Source organism: Alteromonas sp. RW2A1, assembly GCF_001886475.1.
GTDB classification, from domain to species: Bacteria; Pseudomonadota; Gammaproteobacteria; order Enterobacterales; family Alteromonadaceae; genus Alteromonas; species Alteromonas hispanica.
In genome coordinates this window covers 683134-703083 of sequence record NZ_CP018031.1, presented here as the reverse complement: position 1 = coordinate 703083, position 19950 = coordinate 683134, and the positions used below count along the sequence as shown (strand labels likewise).

21 protein-coding genes are annotated in these 19950 nt (G+C 43.8%); 8 read left to right on the top strand and 13 right to left on the bottom strand.

Annotated elements, in window-relative coordinates; genetic code table 11:
* Positions 1-32: 32 nt before the first annotated feature.
* Positions 33-320, top strand: coding sequence for a hypothetical protein (locus BM528_RS03180; RefSeq protein WP_071978630.1), 288 nt, complete (start codon positions 33-35; stop codon positions 318-320).
* Here the strand turns inward: BM528_RS03180 and BM528_RS03175 are convergent.
* The 4 genes from BM528_RS03175 to BM528_RS03160 form a co-directional block, all read right to left on the bottom strand.
* Complete coding sequence (locus tag BM528_RS03175) at positions 317-943, bottom strand: nucleotidyltransferase family protein (protein ID WP_198033591.1); 627 nt, start codon at positions 941-943, stop codon at positions 317-319. The genes BM528_RS03180 and BM528_RS03175 overlap by 4 nt on opposite strands.
* Positions 944-997: 54 nt before the next feature.
* The gene (locus BM528_RS03170) at positions 998-1696 is read right to left on the bottom strand and encodes a phosphatase PAP2 family protein (RefSeq protein ID WP_071978629.1); all 699 of its coding nucleotides are present in this window, start codon (positions 1694-1696) and stop codon (positions 998-1000) included.
* Positions 1697-1821: 125 nt separating this feature from the next.
* Positions 1822-2142 carry a BolA family protein gene (locus BM528_RS03165; RefSeq protein ID WP_071978628.1) on the bottom strand — a complete coding sequence of 107 codons (321 nt, stop codon included), beginning with the start codon at positions 2140-2142 and terminating at the stop codon, positions 1822-1824.
* A 24-nt stretch (positions 2143-2166) separates the two neighbouring features.
* Positions 2167-2838: an alpha-ketoglutarate-dependent dioxygenase AlkB family protein gene (locus BM528_RS03160; RefSeq protein ID WP_071978627.1), complete on the bottom strand. Its 672-nt coding sequence runs from the start codon at positions 2836-2838 to the stop codon at positions 2167-2169.
* A gap of 214 nt (positions 2839-3052) precedes the next feature.
* Between BM528_RS03160 and BM528_RS03155 the strand changes: the two genes are divergently transcribed.
* Both BM528_RS03155 and BM528_RS03150 read left to right on the top strand, forming a co-directional pair.
* The gene (locus tag BM528_RS03155) at positions 3053-4252 is read left to right on the top strand and encodes a methyltransferase (RefSeq protein WP_071978626.1); all 1200 of its coding nucleotides are present in this window, start codon (positions 3053-3055) and stop codon (positions 4250-4252) included.
* A gap of 20 nt (positions 4253-4272) precedes the next feature.
* A complete protein-coding gene (locus tag BM528_RS03150) occupies positions 4273-4893 on the top strand; it encodes a peptidylprolyl isomerase (protein WP_071978625.1) in 621 nt (206 codons plus the stop codon).
* Between the two features lie 157 nt (positions 4894-5050).
* Here BM528_RS03150 and BM528_RS18435 read toward each other — a convergent pair whose 3' ends face one another.
* Entirely contained in the window at positions 5051-5188 is a 138-nt protein-coding gene (locus BM528_RS18435) for a hypothetical protein (protein ID WP_156844025.1), read from the bottom strand.
* A gap of 208 nt (positions 5189-5396) precedes the next feature.
* Between BM528_RS18435 and BM528_RS03145 the strand changes: the two genes are divergently transcribed.
* The 3 genes from BM528_RS03145 (at position 5397) to BM528_RS03135 (ending at position 8350) form a co-directional block, all read left to right on the top strand.
* The gene (locus BM528_RS03145; RefSeq protein WP_071978624.1) at positions 5397-6095 is read left to right on the top strand and encodes a rhomboid family intramembrane serine protease; all 699 of its coding nucleotides are present in this window, start codon (positions 5397-5399) and stop codon (positions 6093-6095) included.
* The gene (locus tag BM528_RS03140) at positions 6092-6550 is read left to right on the top strand and encodes an acyl-CoA thioesterase (RefSeq protein WP_071978623.1); all 459 of its coding nucleotides are present in this window, start codon (positions 6092-6094) and stop codon (positions 6548-6550) included. The genes BM528_RS03145 and BM528_RS03140 overlap by 4 nt, the downstream gene beginning before the upstream one ends.
* Before the next feature lie 249 nt (positions 6551-6799).
* Positions 6800-8350 carry a hypothetical protein gene (locus BM528_RS03135; protein ID WP_071978622.1) on the top strand — a complete coding sequence of 517 codons (1551 nt, stop codon included), beginning with the start codon at positions 6800-6802 and terminating at the stop codon, positions 8348-8350.
* A gap of 13 nt (positions 8351-8363) precedes the next feature.
* On the opposite strand, the gene BM528_RS03130 is transcribed toward BM528_RS03135, so the two are convergent.
* The 5 genes from BM528_RS03130 to efp all read right to left on the bottom strand — a co-directional run bounded on the left by BM528_RS03130 (position 8364) and on the right by efp (position 14232).
* The gene (locus tag BM528_RS03130; protein WP_071978621.1) at positions 8364-8867 is read right to left on the bottom strand and encodes a GNAT family N-acetyltransferase; all 504 of its coding nucleotides are present in this window, start codon (positions 8865-8867) and stop codon (positions 8364-8366) included.
* A 137-nt stretch (positions 8868-9004) separates the two neighbouring features.
* Positions 9005-9682, bottom strand: coding sequence for a gamma-glutamylcyclotransferase (locus BM528_RS03125; protein ID WP_071978620.1), 678 nt, complete (start codon positions 9680-9682; stop codon positions 9005-9007).
* 243 nt (positions 9683-9925) lie between these two features.
* Positions 9926-12301: a TonB-dependent receptor gene (locus BM528_RS03120; protein WP_071978619.1), complete on the bottom strand. Its 2376-nt coding sequence runs from the start codon at positions 12299-12301 to the stop codon at positions 9926-9928.
* 258 nt (positions 12302-12559) lie between these two features.
* Positions 12560-13528, bottom strand: a complete 969-nt coding sequence (epmA, locus tag BM528_RS03115; RefSeq protein WP_071978618.1) for an elongation factor P--(R)-beta-lysine ligase — start codon at positions 13526-13528, stop codon at positions 12560-12562.
* Positions 13529-13662: 134 nt separating this feature from the next.
* Positions 13663-14232 carry an elongation factor P gene (gene efp / locus BM528_RS03110; RefSeq protein ID WP_071978617.1) on the bottom strand — a complete coding sequence of 190 codons (570 nt, stop codon included), beginning with the start codon at positions 14230-14232 and terminating at the stop codon, positions 13663-13665.
* A gap of 36 nt (positions 14233-14268) precedes the next feature.
* Here efp and epmB point away from each other — a divergent pair, with 36 nt between their 5' ends.
* Positions 14269-15294, top strand: a complete 1026-nt coding sequence (epmB, locus tag BM528_RS03105) for an EF-P beta-lysylation protein EpmB (RefSeq protein ID WP_071978616.1) — start codon at positions 14269-14271, stop codon at positions 15292-15294.
* Position 15295: 1 nt separating this feature from the next.
* On the opposite strand, the gene BM528_RS03100 is transcribed toward epmB, so the two are convergent.
* Complete coding sequence (locus BM528_RS03100) at positions 15296-15487, bottom strand: hypothetical protein (protein ID WP_071978615.1); 192 nt, start codon at positions 15485-15487, stop codon at positions 15296-15298.
* 147 nt (positions 15488-15634) lie between these two features.
* Here BM528_RS03100 and BM528_RS03095 point away from each other — a divergent pair, with 147 nt between their 5' ends.
* The gene (locus BM528_RS03095; RefSeq protein WP_071981127.1) at positions 15635-15952 is read left to right on the top strand and encodes a hypothetical protein; all 318 of its coding nucleotides are present in this window, start codon (positions 15635-15637) and stop codon (positions 15950-15952) included.
* A 54-nt stretch (positions 15953-16006) separates the two neighbouring features.
* On the opposite strand, the gene BM528_RS03090 is transcribed toward BM528_RS03095, so the two are convergent.
* On the bottom strand, positions 16007-17302 hold the full coding sequence (locus BM528_RS03090; protein WP_071978614.1) for a hypothetical protein: 1296 nt from the start codon (positions 17300-17302) through the stop codon (positions 16007-16009).
* A gap of 507 nt (positions 17303-17809) precedes the next feature.
* Complete coding sequence (locus BM528_RS03085; protein WP_071978613.1) at positions 17810-19885, bottom strand: hypothetical protein; 2076 nt, start codon at positions 19883-19885, stop codon at positions 17810-17812.
* Between the last annotated feature and the right edge of the window lie 65 nt (positions 19886-19950).

Sequence of the window (19950 nt, the reverse complement as noted above, 5' to 3'; positions counted from 1 at the left end):
GCACTTATTTCTACAAACAACTAGGAGTTAATGTGGTTCCCTATATCCTTACTATTTTATGTGTTTTAGTCGCAGGAGCGATACATTGGGTTTCTCCAAAGGCGTACTGGAAAGCAACAATGGTTTCTACCGGTGTTATTTTGCTTTTCTCTGTAGCCGCCCTTTTTATCTTTCAAGCCTCTGGAATGTTAGTAAGTGAACAAACGGGGGAAAGCGCCGACTTCTCAGGACAGCTATTAACCATTACCGTACTTATCGCCTTTTTCGGTTTACTTATTTCACTGTTTGTAGGCTGGTTTTTGCGGGTGGTAAGAAACTAAGCCTGTGGCGCGACCACTTTAAGCTGTGGCCAAATGTCACACCACTTTTTGTCTGTTACCCGTTTATTGAAAATCTCGTACCGAGGAAGTTTAGGGTTAATACTAATCTGCCCCTTAAAGTTATGTGCAAGACCAAAAGGCGCCAAAATATCGAATTGGTTTACGGTCGATAGCGCTATTGCAACGCAGGTTTCTCTCTCTATCCAATAGGAGATGGCATCCTCACAGTCTTTATACGGGGCATGATCATGCAAAACGTGCATACGAGCTTGATTCTTAACTTGCCAATTTACACCGGGCAACAAGGCATTAAGTTGCTCTTGGAAGGCTAAATCTTGTTCGCGTTCTCTGTTTACAGAATCGCTTGGGTTCAAAGTGTGGCTTATGTTTGAAACAAAGCTTGTGTTTAAAACGTGAGCATCGAAATAAATAACATCAACATCGTTCAGGGGTGTAGAAGTTTTTTTGCCATGTAAATCATCCCATATGGCGTTTCGCAGAAATCCTGCTCCAATATACCCCTGCGGCAAAGCCAGCTGCTCAAGCGCCTGCAAGCATTCCATACGAAACGCATCGCCCTCAATAAGATGACAAACCCTTTGGTAATATTGCGAACTGCTCATATTTATCGAACTGCTCATAATTGTAATGTGCACTTCATCATTTCAATGACTCAATTACTGTTCTTTTGGCTGCACGGGTTCTATTTTACTGATGTGAAGCTTTTGCTTCCATTTAATAATATACAGGCAAATAGCAACCACGCTGCCACCCGCGAACCAGCCACCTAACACATCACTAGGCCAGTGAACGCCTAGCATGACCCTTGATAGCCCAATAGCAAAAACTAAAAATGCGGCAGCAAAATAGGTAAAGGCATTTACCTTGCGATGGGAAGAAAAGTGACACAATAAGTAGGCAAGATAAAAGTAAACTAGCGTAGATAGCGTAGCATGAGCCGAGGGAAAGCTTTGAGTGTAAACATCTACGTTGTGCTGACTCAGTGGCGGGCGTGGTCTATCTATACCTGCTTTTAAGGCAAACGCTATACACAAACCTAGTAATACAGCCAGCGCAAACGTATAGGCTTTATTTCGCTGCTTATGCATTGCTAAACCAACCACTACCACGACAGCAACAAATAACAACACCGTATTACTTCCAAGTGCAGTGATATCTCTTAGCACATCAGCGACCCATTTAGGCGCGTCAGTATTCAGCTGTAAGCTAGCGTATAACGCCTCATCCATCGACTGACTCACACCGAGATGCACGAAAAGCATCACCAACACAAAACAGGTGCCTAACAAAATAACCTGCACAGACGGTGTTTTTAGCATATCGATATAATGACCAACTTCACTGTTTTGTTTCATTGCTTACTTCCATTTATTTTGAAAAGGATGACTGCAAAAGGTCCTTTCACCGAAAAAGACTGACACCGAGAAGAACTGGCACTAATACAGCCGGTCTCACATGTGTCGGCATTTTCTTATCTAATTTAATTATCTAATTTACTGCCGCCTAAACAATTTGGAGATGATAGCGCTTCGCCACCTCGCTTTATCCATTCTTCTTGCGTGTAAGTATGCAATGCTAGAGCATGTACCGGCCCTTCCAGCGCTTCTGCAGCCAATGCATTTATTTCTCTGTGCCGAGCAATTAGACGTTTTCCTTCAAAAGTATCGCTTACTACTGTTACCTTAAAATGACTTTGTGCTCCTTCAGGAACATTGTGCATGAAGCTTTCGTCTACCACCTCTAAATAGCTTGGTGATATCGCTTCGGTGATAGTCAACTCTAAAAAGGCTTTTACCTGCATAACTGACAAACCCTGTGAAAAAAATTACATTGAATTGGAGACGATTAACCGCCTAAACGTAAGGTTAATTCTACCATCTATTGGTTTTACCGTCTTCGCGATACCGTGTAAATAATGACTCTGCGTCGCTCCTGCCATAACTAGTAAGCTACCGTGCTCTAAAACATGCGTGTGGCGTACTTTCGTTTCTCTATGTTTAAAGATGAAAGGTCTGGCTTCGCCCAAAGTAATAGACGCAATGATTGGGTTAGGCCCTAGCTCTGGCTCGTCGTCAGCGTGCAGACTCATACTGTCTTGACCATGGCGGTACCAGTTGGCAAGCACGCTATTAAAACGCGTTTTACACACATGGTTGCAGCGGTTTCGAACATCAGTGAGTGTAGATGTCCAGGGATTTGGCGGCATAGTAAGCCCAGAATAAGTATATGTGCACTCCGGATCACCATGCCAGCTTTGCAACCGTGGTATGGGAATAGTCTTGCCAAACATACGCAGAGAATCTTGCTGCCACGGCAATTCGTTCTGCAGTGCCTTAAAGAAAGCGTCTGCAGTATCTGGGTTTAAAAACGCCGGATAGTAGATTACATCGGCTTCAGGCAGAGGCAAACGCATCGCTTTTTTTGGCCTTTCAGCGTTGTCTAATTGCTCGAATAGCGAAAACTGCCTATCACCGCCTGTGGTATTGCTTGGTGGCATAAATCTATTTGACTTCCGTTTAAGGCAAGTTGGCCTTCTTATGAAGGCATAAATGCATGAGTGAATTACATTCGCGATGTCTGTATTTACGCAGATTGACGTAATCTGATCATGCTCTTTTGGTTCACGAAATGGTATTCTTTAGCCATTACTAATTCAAAAGCACGGTATACATTACTGGATCATCGCTGCTTTTGTTATCAGAGCTTTTTGAATGAATACAGAATTTATCTTTGCAGATCGCAATTTGTCGCTAATTCGTTACCCTGAGAAACACCAGCATGTCAGTTTGCAGGCATGGGATAGCGCCGATGAGTTACTTATCGATCACGTAGAATCATTGCTGAACGACAATGTTATTTCACCAGATTCAGATAATACTGGGCTAATGATTTTTAACGATGACTTTGGCGCACTTGGCTGCTGGTTTGAACATCTTAATCCAACCTGGGTATCAGACTCTTATATTTCTCGTCGCTCTTTACAAGAAAACTTAATGAGAAATGCGCTTAGTTCAGAGCAAACTAAAGACGTTAATTTTATCACCAGTGTAGATAGCTTAACCTTCTCTCCCGCCGTTTCGCCCTCTATCGTAATGATCAAAGTGCCGCGCGCGCTAGCCTTGCTTGAGCAGCAATTAATTGACTTAAAGCGCTATATTTCTGCCGACACACAAATTATTGCCGGCGGCAAAGCCAAGGCTATCACCAAATCGGTACTGGCTTTGTTTGAAACATATATTGGCCCCACCAGCACGTCGCTAGCTAAAAAGAAATCGCGCTTGGTATTTTGTCGCCCCGATTTGGATATTCCTCAGTACCCCTCCCCCTACCCCACTAGATGGGAATGTAAAGGCACTACCGGCGCTAAAATGACTTTGGACAATGAAGCCAACGTTTTTTCTCGCCAGTCGTTAGATATTGGTGCTCGAATTATGATGAAGCACATGACCGTAAGTAGTAACGATACTGTGGTTGATTTAGGCTGTGGAAACGGTGTTTTGGGCATAAACGCATTAACCTTAGCGCCAGACTGTAAGGTGATTTTTACCGACGAGTCTTACATGGCACTAGAAAGTGCCCGTCAAAATGTGCTGAATAATCATCCAGACAAAATAGACCAATGCACCTTTATTGCTACCAACTGTTTGGAAAGTCTGCTTACCGAACCCAACACACCAGCCATTACAAAGATTTTATGCAATCCGCCTTTTCATCAGCAAAATGTGATCACCGACCATATTGCATGGCAAATGTTTATTGATTCTCGAGATTTACTGGTAAGAGGCGGACACTTAGTTGTGGTCGGGAACCGTCACCTCGATTATCACATAAAACTCAAAAAACTCTTCGGCGGCGTTGATATACTTGCCAGCGACAAAAAATTCGTTATTTTTAGCACCGCAAAGCAATAATTTTACTTTAAGGATTTCTTATGCGAGAGACTGTGAAAAAAATCTTCTCCAGCCTTCTTTTAGCCTGTGTTTTTCTTGGTACTAGCCCCATTGCCACAGCTAAAAAAGACGATGGCTCACAAATACAGCCAGACAACTATTACCCGCGGGTGAAAATAGAAACTACCATGGGTGATATTGTGGTGGAGTTAGATAGAAGAAGAGCTCCCATTACCGTGAATAACTTTTTACGCTACGTAGACAAACGGGCGTATAACGACACCATCTTTCATCGCATTGTTCCTGGGTTTGTTGTGCAGGGGGGAGGATATACCACTGACTTTAACGGCAAGTCGAATTTTCCTGATATCTTCAATGAATCGGGTAATGGCCTTACTAACGATTTACATACCATCGCCATGGCTCGTCAAAATGGACCGCATACAGCGAATAGGCAGTTCTTTTTTAACGTTAATGACAATGAAAGCCTAAACCCGGGAAGAGATTGGGGCTATGCGGTTTTTGGCTTAATTGTAGAAGGTTCGGATATCGTCGATGCTATGTCTGAAGTGGAAACAGAGTACTCAATTCGCTTAAACGCCAACAACGTGCCTATTGAGCCCATTGTTATCAAAAAAGTGACCGTGCTACCGCCGCTTTAGGCGCACTTTTTTTGCATTAAACGCACTGCTCTAACCGCATTATTTTAACCGCGAATAATGCTGGTTTGCGGTAATCTTAAAAATACCTACACCACCGCCTTGGTTATGCAACTTCCCAAGGCTGGTGGCGTGTGAAGCGTTAGTTATCAAATTCCCGTCAAATTCCCGTAAAAACGGTATTCATTAGATACACGCCAATTGATAGACACACCAAGCCTAGCGTGACCATGGGTACCATCATTGTCGCAACAACTTTTGCCGTTTCTTTACTCGTATCGTTTTTCTGTTTAGTCATGTCTTAGCCCTCACGAATTAGGCTTTAATTGTACGCGATCACGACCTTTCGCTTTAAGCGCTAAACCGCTGATTTTGAGACAATAATTTTTAACTTTTGTTTATGAAATGTTAAAGGTAATCGGCTAGTTTTGTCTGACAAGTGTTCATTGCTGCCATTAAGCCTACAGGAAAGTTGTTATTCTATTAATTGCCCATAAATCTGATTAATGAATTCTACGTCACTCAAAAACAGCATATTAATCACCGCATTTGCCGTTGGTTTCATTTGGTGCTTTAAAGCTTTTGAACTCAACTTTAACGTCGACCTGAGTTGGCTTGGGGTTTATCCTTTAGCCCTGCATGGCTTGATTGGAGTCATAACAGCGCCTCTCATTCACGGCTCATTAGAGCACATTTTCAACAATACGCTGCCTATGTTAGTACTTGGCTCATTTCTCATCTACGGTTATCCGAAAACACGTTGGCGTGTGTTAACAACAGTGTGGTTACTATCTGGTATTGGTGTATGGTTTTTTGGGCGCGAAAGCTATCATATTGGCGCTAGCGGTTTAACTCATGGTGTGTTTTTTTATTTATTCGTGGTGAGTATATTCCGCCGAGATAAACGTTCAGTCGTGCTTATGATGGTTGCTTTTTTCATGTACGGTGGAATGACGATGAGCATATTTCCTCGCCAAGAGGAGATTTCGTTCGAATACCATTTATTCGGTGCTTTGGCTGGTGTTCTTTGTGCCTGTTTATGGCATTCGCTCGATCCAAAACCGACAGTTAAGGCATATTCTTGGGAAGTAGAACCTAAATCGGAAGACCCTGTTATAGGTGACCAGTGGCGTCTTGATGGGCAAGCTGAAGAAAATGAAGGGCGTAGACACACTGCTCCGAATGAAAAGGAAAAACATGAATGACCAACGTTAAACCTAATACATTTGAATTACTGCTAAGAGTTCGATACGCCGAATGCGACCCTCAAAACGTTGTATTTAATGCGAGATATGCAGACTACGCAGATTTAGCCGCCACTGAATTTATGCGAGCGCTAATAGGTGGGTATCAAGCATTAACAAACCAAGGCTTAGATAATCAGGTCGTCAATCTCAATATATCATGGCAAAACTCAGCGAGATTCGACGACATTTTGTGCTTGTCGGTGCATGTCAGTAAGGTTGGCAATACGTCTTTTACAATGCAAATTGACATGCTGAATTGGCAAACTAAATACGCTGTCGCATCGGCTGAAATTGTCTATGTGATGGTCGATTCACTGACATTTGAGAAGAAACCCGTACCCAATGAATTTAAAGAAACGTTATTAAAAGGGGCCCCTGGAAAAACGATGAACCTAGCAGGCATTGAGCTTTAATAGCGAAAAGAACCCAGCTAGCAGATTTACACTCTACGATACAGCAGCGCTGTATCAGCACCTTTCAATTACGTGTTTCGTCTTGAAGCATCACCTGTTAAGCTTAAAAACATTAGTTCACATAGATAATTGCTGAGTGAGTAATTATCTATGCGAACTGACATAAAATGCTAGCTAGGGAGGGCTGTCTATTCAATGATGTTTATTCAATATGCCTCTCCAATGTATTAATTATTTGAAAGAGGTCTCATGAAAGCAGGTTACTGGATAGTTATAATTGTTGTCACATCCGCGATAGCTTTCACCATTGGGCGTGGTATCGGGAGTAGTACAGGGCAAGAAGTAACGCCAAACACAAATGAGGGCGTTAATGTAAATAGCACGTCAAACAACCAAAAGTCGTCATCTAATAAAGCGATGACAAGTTATGTCGACAACAATATCGCAGACAACTCGCCGTCAAAGTCATCCCAAAGTTCCCCTAGGTCAATGGAAGATATTGTAGTAGAGGTGGGCGAGTTGTTAGCAAAGATAGAAGAAAGCCCAAGAAAAGCAACATCAATTGTTAGACTAATTGCATTCTTAGAAAAGCTAACTATCGAAGAGCTGTTAACGTTAGCCCCGTTATTCGAAAACAGCAGTGAGTCACAACGAAGTCAGCTAATTAGTATGATTACTACGCAAATAATTGAGAAAGACCCCGGCCAAGCACTAGCATTTGCACAACGTTACAACCCCATGCCAGACTTTCCAATGTACTTACCATTGATAAAGGCACAAGTTGCTGAAAAAAGACCTGATCTCGGATTTGAATATTTAAATCAAATACTTAATCTTGCACCTGAAGACATCGATTTAAACGCTCACTCCGCTTTGCTCAATGTGCTGGCGAAAGAAGACTTAACGCTATTAATTGACACCCTCGCACAATTTAAAGAAATGGGGGCCGACCTTGAGAATAGTTTTAATTTGATGGGCTATGAGTTGGAAACAAGTGAAGAATATCTAAATCTATTTAATGAACTTAGACGCTTGGATGATATGTCGATACTGCATTCGGTAATGATTAATTGGGCAAAAACCTCACCCACTGATGTGCTTGAACGCTTAAATCAAATTGAAGATAACGCAGAACGCAAAGAATTAAGTAGAACTGTTTTTTACAGTTGGATGCGTAATTCACCGGAAATCGCTGCTGATTATTTTTTAGCGGAAGCGGCAAATAAAGTGGAAATACTTAAAGATATCATGCGGGCATGGCCAGAAGACCGAGCCTCTGATGCATTAGTATGGATATCATCGCAAAGTAATATTGATGCTAATCGCTATAAAATTGACTACTTGCAAAGTTTAAGTTATCTAAAGCCAAATTTTGTACTGGCTAATTTAACTAGCATCAATTTAGACAAAGACGAAGAAGTAGCGTTCCACCGCAATTTATACAATAGTTTTAAGCGCAAAAGTAGCAAAGACGCTGCACAGTTCCTAAATACCACTCCGTTTAAAGATGAGATACTCGGTATAGCAACAGAACAAGAAAACTCTGATGAAAACAGAGTCGCTAAGATTAACCAAGTCTTTAATAAATATTTTGATTTCAAATACAAGAAAGCGTTTGCGCTGGCCTTAGGTGCCAATGGTACCTACGCATACTCTTATGTGGTGAATAAACCGTCTCAAAATGAAGCGAACCAGCTCGCACTTAGTCGATGTGAAAAGTATCGCTACAGACATAACGTTGATAATGCGTGTGAAATTTATGCTGAAGGCGATGTGAAAATGTTTAATTTGATGCCATGAGAGCGCATTTGCGTTAAAGCGACAGCCAATAGAGCGCTTGAACGGGGTATGACTTGTCGAAATACCATCCCTGTTTTTCATACCCTAATTTAGTCAGCAGTGCTTGAGAGCGAGTGTTATCTGGATGGGTCATTCCCGTGAGAAAGCTGTAACCTTGGTTCCTTGCCCACTGTATAACCAGCTCGCAAGCTTCTTGGCAAATACCTCGCCCGCGTGCCTCGGGCAGTAATGCAAACCCCAAATCTGGGCACGTAAAAGCGAAGCGATTAAACAGCCCGCATACTCCCAGTGGCAAATCAGTCTCTATATCCTCAATGGCTAATAGCCCATATCCCCACTCTTCGCGCTGCGCGTTGGTGCGGGCAATGTAGTCACAGGCATCTTCCTGGGTATTCACGCCGCGACTGCCAATAAACTTCACCCACTGGGGATCTTGTTGTAGCGCCAACACCCATTCTTGATCTTGATAACTCAAAGGCCGCAACCGTACACGCAAGCCATGAAAATTAATATTCATATTGTTGGAACGCCATTTAGCTAGTTTTCACGCTGTTCACACTTCGCTTTATCAAACTTACTGCACTCATAACTTACTACGCTCAGAACTTACTACATTAAAAAGCGTATTGGGACTATTTACTTTACGAACTACAACTACTGACTAAGCGTTGCGGCTAGCACTGCGTCTATTTTTTCATGCATATCAGCGCTAACCTTGGCAGCTCTTGGATATTTTGGCAATGCTCTGTCATTAATTCTAGGGTGATCCCACATTGAGGTGTGAACAACAAAATCTCGCGCCGCTTTTTCACCCGCGTGTTCAATGCAGCCAGCTAGACAAGTATCAATATAGGTTTGGCTTACTGGAAACGCCTCGGTAGCTGGGCTGCACTCAAGTGTTTCGCATACCCATAAATGATAGGCACTAAGCACCTCATACAATTCGTCAAGCTGGGCGCCTGCTTTTAGGTTTTGCGAGTGTGTAGCTAGGTCAAATGTAATTTGGTCTGCTGACACTTGGGTAAAGCGATAGTCCTTTTCTCTTTCTTGTAATGCTGGGTTTAATTGGGTGGGTATTAGTTGGGCATTGAGCTTTTTGCTGCTGTTTTTTATCGCACCCACATAGGTTTGCTGCTCTTGAATACTTCTAGTTACCCACGCGCGTTCAAAACCGCTTACCATTACTGGAATACCCAAAGTATTTATCTGTGAATAACGCTCTCTGCTATCTCGGCTTAGTAAACTTCCGTATCCAGGCACAATGTGTGACTCATCAAGTTTATTCAAATATTCAACAATGTCACTGACTGACGGAGCATTCGGGTAATTCAAGCTATCTCCTATAAAACAAAGCTTGGACCATAGAAGTAGTCTACAATTTCACAGCGGTATTTACTGCGCCAAATTGATTAATACCCATTAATAAGCCAGTAGCGGGAAGAAGTTCAGCAGTGAAGATCATTACTTTTAAGAGCATTACTTTTAAGAGCTTTGCAGATTACGCCACATTAAAGAAAAAAGGCGATAACCATCGCTGGTATCGCCTTGTTTTTCTGCTGTCGGTTAATACGCTATTTAGAAAACAGCCCTTACGCCGAAGGTTAGGTTTCTACCCGGAAGTGGTGCCTGATCCTTAAGGAAGGATGTATGAACACGTGCTTCTTCGTCAGTTAAGTTGTCGCCTCTTGCAAACACAACCCAATCTACGCCATCACCTGCAAACTCATATTGAACGCTCGCGTTAAGCAATGTGTAGCCTTCCGTTGATGTTTCAAAAGATGCTGTATCGTTTTGGTCGTCTACCCATGTAAAACCGGCATCGGCACTTAAGCCGCCGCTCACGTAGCTTAACTCTCCACCAATTCTCATAGGAGGTGTACGCGGTAGATTATCGTCTTCAATTTCTGCACGAATGTAGTCGGTAAATACCGTTACACGAAATTCGTCATTTAAATCGAAGTACGCTTGCGCTTCTACACCCCAAATATCCGCATCGGCTTGCTGGAAGTAATAAACAGGCAATCCTTCGTCGCTGTGCGACTCGTGGCCTGCAAGTGCAATTAAACCCGTGTTGGTTTGAAAAATGTAATTGTCGGCCTGGTTGTAAAACAATGAAACACTGTAGCCCCAATCACCAGTAAACTTGCGGAATGTCACATCAAGGTTAGTACTAACTTCTTCAGAAGCACCCCTTAAGTTCTCATCAATATGGCCCTCTTCGTCCATATCAAACACCAAACCTACCTCATAGCTCTCTGTAGCTAAATGCTGACCCGCGGAGAACAGCTCTTGTTGACTTGGCGCTCGCTCACTGCGAGATAAGGTTACCGCCACCGATTGGCCATCGGTATATTCCCAATTAGCCCCTGCAGATAGTGACACTGCGGAAAAGTCATACTCGGGGAATGAAAATGCTACCCCATGGGCTTCGTGTTCTTCGTCGTGCTCTTCATGAAGTACTTCCAACTCTACCTCACTATTGGCCACATCAATGGTGGTCGACTCAAGACGTCCGCCTATTTCAAAAGTAACATTACCCACTTTTTTCTGCTCTATCAGGTAGAGTGAAAAGCTGTCAGTCACATTTGCCGGCGTAAATGCCTCTTCACCCACGGCGTTGTAATCACTTTTGGTATATTGCATGCCGAATACACCATGCCATCCTGCTACTTCTTCGTGATAGGCCGACAGACGAATATCAGTGGACTCATTGGTGAACACGGTACCCTGTTCGCCATCTTCAATTTCAGCATGTTCATAATCGGTATACGCTGCAGCAAATTTTAAATTTGAGATACCCTCAACAGGTGAGTACCACTCACCTGCTGCTTGATAACGGGTCATATCAACATCAAGCAACACACCTTCTTCGGCCATGTGCTCTTCGTCGTGCTCTTCGTCATGAGCACCTTCGTCATGTTCATCGCCTTGGCCGTGGCTAGGCCCAGGCACGCCATACTCGTTATCTAGTTGTTCAACAGCGAAACCAAAATAGCCTTCGTCAGCAACGTATGACAAACCTGCAACTATATTCGTGGTTTCCATGGCACTGCTTTCTAGTTCGCCACGTTCTTCATCTTCATCAGGCTCTACCGATGCAAAGCCAGGAATGTCTGCATTGTCGGTATCGCGAAGAAAGCCGTCTAGATGCCATACAAAGTTGCCTTGCCCGCCGGTAATATCACCTCGAGTGTATTTACCCTCGTTAACGGTGCTGTAACTCATTTCAGCTTCACCTTCCACACCATCAACTTGATATTGTGGAATACGTTTATCAACAACGTTCACCACCCCACCAATGGCACCACTACCGTATTGGAGCGTAGCCGGACCGCGAAGTACTTCTACTTGTGTTGCACTTGCCATCGTAGTTGCTACGTTATGGTCTGGACTAACACGAGATACATCCGATACGTCTAAGCCGTTTTGCACAATTTTTACGCGAGGACCATCGTTACCACGAATAATAGGGCTACTTGATACCGGTCCAAAATACGTACTGTGAACTCCCGGAGTGTTTTTTAAGGTTTCACCTAACGTTGGCGCTTCAATTTTACGAAGCTTATCTGCACTAATTACCGTTACTGGTGTTACTGATTCTAAAACTGAAGACTGCAGCGCTGTAGCAGTTACCACAATGTTTTCAACCGATGCAGGCTGCAACACAAAGTCGACTTTCTGATCGCTAGAAACATCGCCAAGATCGTTGTCGCCGTGAATATAATTACTGGAATAAACATGCAAATGAATATGAGGTTTTTGTACGTCATTAAACCGATAAACGCCGTTTTCATCGGTGAATGCAACATAACGTGTGCCTTCAATCTTCACCTCCGCTCCTTCAACGGGTTTACCAGAAACATCCGTTACCTTTCCGGTTACTGTAGTTGCTAACACTGGGGCACTTAAAAGCCCAGCAATTGTCATACTTAACAACGAGCGCATTCTCATGAATTTCCTCTGAAATGTGAGTTTACTTACAATGTGATGTTATAACATTTTTAAGCATGCAGAGTTCAAAGTCAACCGCGGCGAAGTATTACTTTATTTTCATCAGCTGAGATATGCCGAGATATGTGCGGAAGGGTTTACGTTTTTAGGAGCCACGCTAGCGCAATAAGAGTTAGCGCAACTGATTTATCAGGTTGGGCTTATTGAGTTGGGTTTATCAAATTGGGCTTGCGCAGTTGTACTTACTAACTTGGCTTATTAGGCTCGGCTTACGGGGAAGTTGATAACGTCTTGAATATGCTTGGCGTCAACTTTAAGCATTAAAAGTCGGTCTATGCCCATGGCTACACCAGCACACTGAGGTAAGCCTGAGTCTAGTGCAGCTAAAAAGTTCTCATCAATAGGCTTTGTCGGTAGACCAGCACAAGCGCGCTTTTTATTATCTTGCTCAAACCTGCTTCGCTGTTCTTCAGGCTCGCTGAGTTCATGGAACCCATTGGCTAATTCAATTCCTTTGAAATAAACCTCAAAGCGCTCGGCTACGCGACTATCTTCACGGCTTAGTTTTGCCAGTGCAGCTTGAGAAGCGGGGAAATGATAAATAAAACATGGGGTCTTATTGCCAATTTTAGGCTCGATGCAATAGGAAAACAAAAGTTGTAGCTTACTGTCGATGGATAGGGTTTCAACATCGTCAATGTCGATGCAACATTCTTGCATTTTGTGATTCAGTTCTTCGTTTGAGCACGTAAGCGGATCTAACGCCAAATGCTGTATAAAAGCCTGCTGGTAGGTTAACCACTCGCCTTTTTCTGTTCCTAAAACCGCTTGCAAAAGTTCGTCAACTTCTTGCATTAGCGCTAAGTGATCGTACCCAGGCTGGTACCATTCAAGCATTGTGAATTCTGGATTGTGCCAACGACCGGCATCTTCATGGCGGAATGCCTTGCCTATTTGGTATATGGCACCACTTTGTGCGCATAACAGTCGTTTCATCGCATATTCGGGAGACGTTTGTAAATATAACGACTGAGGTTTTCCCTGTGAACCAAACAGAAACTGAGTTTCAAAAGCCTCTAAATGCTCATCGGTCACTGTGCCTGCCGATAAAATGGGAGTTTCAACTTCTAGTACGTGTTTACGGTCAAAGAAATCTCGAATAGTGCTAAGCAAATTTGCTCTAGCCACTCTCGTGCTATGGGTGGTGGTGGGTTGCCATGGCTGCATATTTAGGCCGACGCTGTTATGAAGAAATGAAAGCTGTTTTTAGCGCGTTATTGAAAGCGATAAATAAAAACCGGTACATTCACGTACCGGTTTTACCCATTTTTTCGCAAAAAATAAGCGAACAAATTGTCGAGTTATTTTTGGACTCGAGATACATACTCACCAGAACGCGTATCTACGCGGATAACTTCACCAGTTTGTACGAACAAAGGCACGCGAACTACTGCTCCGGTACTCAGTGTGGCTGGCTTTCCGCCAGTACCTGCTGTATCGCCTTTTAAGCCAGGGTCGGTTTCAGTAATTTCCAACTCAACGAAGTTAGGCGGAGTTACTGTAATTGGCGCACCGTTCCACAAGGTGATAGTGCAAACGTCGTTTTCCACTAACCATTTTACATTTTCACCTACCGCTTTTTCGTCAGCCGCGATTTGTTCGAATGTATCGTTGTTCATAAAGTGGTAGAATTCACCGTCGGTGTAAAGGTAGGCAAGCTCGGTGTCCATAACGTCTGCGCCCTCTACTGATTCACCAGAGCGGAACGTTTTTTCTAAAACTTTACCTGAAATAAGCTTACGAATTTTTACGCGGTTGAACGCTTGCCCTTTACCAGGCTTTACATATTCGTTTTCTAAAATGTTGCAAGGTTCGCCATCCAGCATGATTTTCAGGCCGCCTTTGAACTCGTTAGTGCTGTAATTAGCCATAATTCCTCTGTCCAAACATAAGGTACAAAAAGTTTCGTGGAACAAATAATACCTAAAAAAGCGATTTCTGTAGAGCATAACTGGCAAAAAGATCTATCGAACAGCTTTACCGACCCAGTAAAGCTTATTCATCACTTGAATTTAGATGCAGAAAAATACCACCAGCACGCCAAAGCCAGACGTTTGTTTCCCATGCGAGTTCCTCAACATTTTGTTGAATTAATGGAAAAAGGAAACCCTAACGACCCTCTGCTTTTGCAAGTTATGCCCTTAAGCGACGAGTTTTTAACGTCGCCGGATTACAGTGAAGATCCTCTTGATGAACACGACACCGCAGGGAAAGGGCTGCTGCATAAATACGACTCACGAGTTTTACTGATGGTTCGTACCGGTTGCGCTGTGAATTGTCGATATTGTTTTAGACGTCACTTTCCCTATGCAGAAAACGCGGTCAATAAATCACAATGGAAAGATGCTTTATCTTATATAGCCAGCGACTCCTCAATTAACGAAGTTATATTTTCCGGAGGCGATCCATTAATGGCTAAAGACGAACATTTAGCGTGGCTAGCCTCTGAAATAGCGGCGATTGACCATGTAAAGCGCCTTCGTATTCACACTCGGCTACCGGTGGTATTGCCTAACCGTTTGTGTCAGGAATTTGAAGACTGGTTTACCGCCTTACCCTTGCAAACGGTATTGGTGCTTCATGCAAATCACGAAAAAGAAATATCATTTGAGCTTGAAGAAGCACTTAATAGGCTAAGGAGAAAAGGAGTTACCTTACTCAATCAATCAGTGTTGTTGAAAGGCATTAATGACAGTGCGGATGCCATTTGCGAACTCAGTGAGAGGCTTTTTGCAGCTGGCGTACTGCCTTACTACCTACATGTATTAGACAAGGTACAGGGAGCAAGTCACTTTTTTGTCAGTGACGATGATGGCAGAGCGATAATGAAAGAAGCGATAAAGCGTCTGCCGGGATTCTTAGTGCCCAAACTCGTGAGAGAAATTGGGGGACAACCCGGCAAAACGCCTATCGACTTACACTTGCATCCCTAACCTATGCGAAGGTATCGATGTTGGCGCCCAACGCAGGGTTTGCAGAAGATGCTTTTGGTACGTCAGAAGCTGATTCTAGCAACTGAAGCGACGCTTGACCCTCTTGCTCTTGCTGGCTTTTTGCCAACTTAAGAGAGGCCAACTCAAGCGAAGCACCGGACGCTGCAGAGGCATTTGCACCTTGTAGTTCCATACCGTTTTCCTTTGTTGCTTGTAGCAAAGTGAAAAAATGGGCAAAATTGCCCACCTCAAAGGTTATCGGCCATATGCGCAGAAACTTTAACCAATTTTTAAATCACACTCTATGTAGTCACAAATTTAAGGCGTTCTCATGCAAGAAATGCACAATGTACATCAACAACTTCAAGAGACCATGCAAACGCTTTATCGAAAAGCCGTAGATGCTGACAAAGCACTAGATGAACTTCAGCGAGACCAGAAAGGCAAGTTTTCAGCTGTATTTGCAGCTGATAGTGGCTTCTCTACCTCGGCAAAACGCTTTGTTCCTTACGTTGAAGAAATTGCTTTAGACTGGCAAGCGATGAAAGACATGGACGAGGAGCAAACCAAAGCAGCTCTTGCTCCGCTGGTAAAAAAGATTGAGCTAGCTCTTTTAACCATAACCCAGTTTCAACAAAGCCTGGCTACTAAGTCTTAAGCTTTACCCACTGGTGAACGAAAGGCCTAAGCAGCATGTTACTTCATTAAGCCACTAACGCTTATATAAAGGAATTTCCACTATCCGCTGCTTAAGCCTTGCAACTTCATTCAGGTAAGCATGGCTGTCTACACGACCGTATTGCTCGGTGAACGCCTGCTTGCTAAGCCCTTCCGGTATATCATCAATAGCTGGGATAATGTCGACTTCAGAGCGAATTCGGGCTAGCGTGTTTTGCACATCTTCTGCGCGATGCAGCGTGGTCGCTGTTTTAGCCAGTTCGGTACCAGACATATCCGCCACTAGGTCAACAAAGCTATAGCCAGAACCACCAATACCTCTATCCATAAGCTCTTTGAATTCGCCAATAGCAAATGACATACTTTGCTCTGACAGCAGCTCCAAGGCCGCAGAAATAATATAATGACGAGCAAGGTCGTTGCGATTGTGCAGCACCGCACCGGCACGAGGCCTCAGAGCCTTGTCTTTATCAGGCTGAATATCGCCGACTAAATTTCCTACCCTGTGGTGACCAACATAGGCTGCCAAGGCAAGTATTACTGCTTTGTTATGCAACACGGCTTGCTGCGGAGAATTGCTTTGCTCGCGGGCACGAGCCATTCCCTCACGTAAATATTCGATAAGTGAAACAGGCGTATTAGAAAGAGCAATTTCGCGCCCAGAAATGTAACGTAAATAATAAGCGGTAAGCGTTTGAAGCTCGGTTTCTTCATCTACCGATAAGTTCGATGCTACCGTGTTTAATTCGTTAAGGAAGGTATCTAACCGACCAATATCGAGGGTGAGCTCGCCCCGTCGCATAGACACTTTTTCTACGCGACTAAGCGCTAATGTGGCAATTTCTGAGTTCGTATAATTGTTTACTGCATATTCAATTACGTTAAGTAAGAAGCGACCTGGAATTGACAAACTGCCAACTTGAACGTGCTCAATGCGCAAATTGTCGCCGGGAAGAACTAAAGCCGACACATTAAAAAAATAACCAGTATCTTTGATCGCATAGGTTAGGTTTGCCGTGCCGCCCGTGGAAGTGATATTTACTTGGCCTTTGAAATCGGGAAGCCCCCGCTGTAATACGCCAACAAGACTCTCTACTTGTGTTTCACTTAGCACAACTTGGTGCCCCTCTTCCCGTCGAGAAAAGGCGCGTTTAAGCTGACTTAATAAGACTTGAACGCTATCGGCGCCATCAAGCTGGCTCGATGCGCTGCTCGTGACTAAAGGAGTCGATTGAATGGCCATTGCGGTAAGCGTGATAGCACTAACGAGAGATAAAAACGCGATTACAACTAACGCGATAGAGAACCATTTGATGATGCGCAATATCATATGTGTTGAGATGAACCTTTATTTGTAATGATATATGAACTGATTAGAAGATCGCCGAATGTTTGAAGTTTTAAACGCTTATTATGGCTAACTTAGGCGTCTATTTTTTGCGCATTTGTCTCGCTTTGCTCTCGCTTTTCTTTCTTTAATTACGCAAATTTGTAGCGCTTTCTTTTGTAGAACCAAAAAGTAATAATCTCTGTTTTGATCATTGTTTGTTTTAGACACACTTATTTTTCAACAAACACCTCCAAGGGGTAACAACCAAAAGCGAGTGAAGAATAGCGCAATAAAATTAATAATACACTGTTTCGAAACAGTATGTTACCTAACAGGCTTCGCTGTCTACGTTTATTGATGATATCAAGCGAATGCGAAACAGGCAGAAATACAAAAAGAGGCCGACGTAATCACGCCGCCCTCTCATCTCATTGACTCATTTGCCCACTAACGTCTTCGCTATAAGTAGCAATGACGGTGCATAAATAGCACTTGATAAATAGCTAATTAGTAAAGAGAAAGCACCGATACCGATTCAGGCGCCGTGAATGACACACTGTAATCTGGTGCCACATCACCTGAATTCGCATTCAGAATATTGTCAAAACGCAACACCGCGCCATTTGACTTTTCAGCCACATAAACATGCCCATTGCTTAGCATCAGGTCAACAGGGTTACCTAATAGAGAAGCTGGACCAGCAATATTGACGGTAACGTCTGTTTGTCCCTGAGCAGTTTTAGCACCAGGTATCACGTAAATCTTACCGTCTGTAGCATCAGCAGCACTACCCACATCCGATACCACCAGGCTGTCGCTTTGACTATCGTAATCGATACCGTGCAGATTTGTTGGTGCAGCAAATGCTACGCCTCCGCTAGTAGGAACGATTAAACGATCTTCACCAGTGATAACAGACTCGCCGCTATCTAGGCGCCTTACCACTTCTTCAAATACAGCAACCGTACCATTGGTTAATGCCATATATGCGCTATCTGTTGCTGGGTCGTAGTCGACATCCCAAGGACGAGCACCGTTTGCCGCTTCAAGCGTTAACAGCGGCGCCATATTACCCGACGCACATGGAGAGAACACTCTAACTGCCGGTGTATTTTCATTAACATCAGCAACAAATACCAAGCCGTCATCAGTTGATATATCTAATCCCTTTGGCGCTATTAAGCCTGTATCAGCACCTACAATCATGTGGTCATAACTGTCGCTGTAAGTCATACCATCGCGAGATGACGACAGTCTATTCACCACTAGCAGGCCACCTGTTGACGTATCTGGATTATCAAATGTGATAACGCCATCGCCGAAAGCAGTATAGGCAGCACTTTCAATACTCATCCCACTATCGAAGCTTTTTAGCTGACTTGAAAGCAGTGCACTAAACTGAGTCACTGCACCTGTGCTATCACCTGCTGTGCTTGGGTTACTCGATACAGACAGCCCCGCAATAGGCATAGTTGTAATACCATCGTCAGAAGAATCTACCCGTGAAGTTATCTCCTGCACCTCTGCAATAGACTCAGGCTTAATGGACGGTGTTGATAACGTGGGCGCTATGTCTCCACTATCACCGTTAAAGATGTTTGAGAATACAAGGATAGCGTCATTCGACTTTTCTGCAACGCGAAGGTCTGAACCAGATAAGGTTATATCAACCGGGTTACCAAGCTGTGTGCTTGCGCCACCTACCACGCGAGTGGGTTCGACCGCACCAGAAGCCGAGGCGGCATTTTCAATAACGAAAAGTTGTCCATCGTCGGCAATACTTGCATCGCCAACATCTGAAAGCACTAAGCGGTCCGACATTGGTTCGTACACGATACCGTGAAGGTTTACAGAAATCTGATTGCCATCAGCGTCCGATGGAGTAATGACACGGGTTACCGTAGGCGCAAAGTCAGAGGCAGTTACATCGTCGTATACCGCTACAGTACCGTCGGTCAAAGCCACAAAAAGTCTGTCTGCCGCTTCATCAAAAGCAAGATCCCAAGGTGGCGCAGAGGTAACCAATTCGGCAATGGGCGCTACATTGCCCGCCGCTTGTCCACTAAATACTGTTACTCGCTGACCGTTGAAATCAGCAGCCATGATAAGACCGGCTTCTTCGGCAAATACAATTCCTTTAGGATTCACTAATCCCGAAGCTGACCCGGTAATATCGTGACCAAAATTGGCATTGTAGTCATCGTTAGCTGAAAAAGAACAAAATGAACGAATAAGAGGTAAGTCACTATCGCCAGCTTGAATAAAGGTGTTGCTCTGGCTTAGTACCAGACCTTCATTAGCACCGGTAGATAAGGTATCGAGAACGTTGGCGTTTTGATCGACCACCGATACCGTGTTGCGATTGCTATCGCCGTTGTTGGCTACTAAAAAAGTAGCGGAAGGAAAACCTGGGCTTCCATCTTGTCCTGGTGCACCGACTTGTCCGTCTGCGCCGTCAGCTCCGTCTACGCCATTTACACCGTCAACGCCATCGTCACCGTTACAGGCTGAAAGAGAAAAAACAATTGCTGTTGCTAGTAGAGATAACTTGATGTTGCGTTGTGATGTTTTTGATAAATCCATCATCGTCTCCGTTTTCTTTTTGATAGAAGTGACGCGATACAACTTACGTCCTGTTCAAAAAGCCA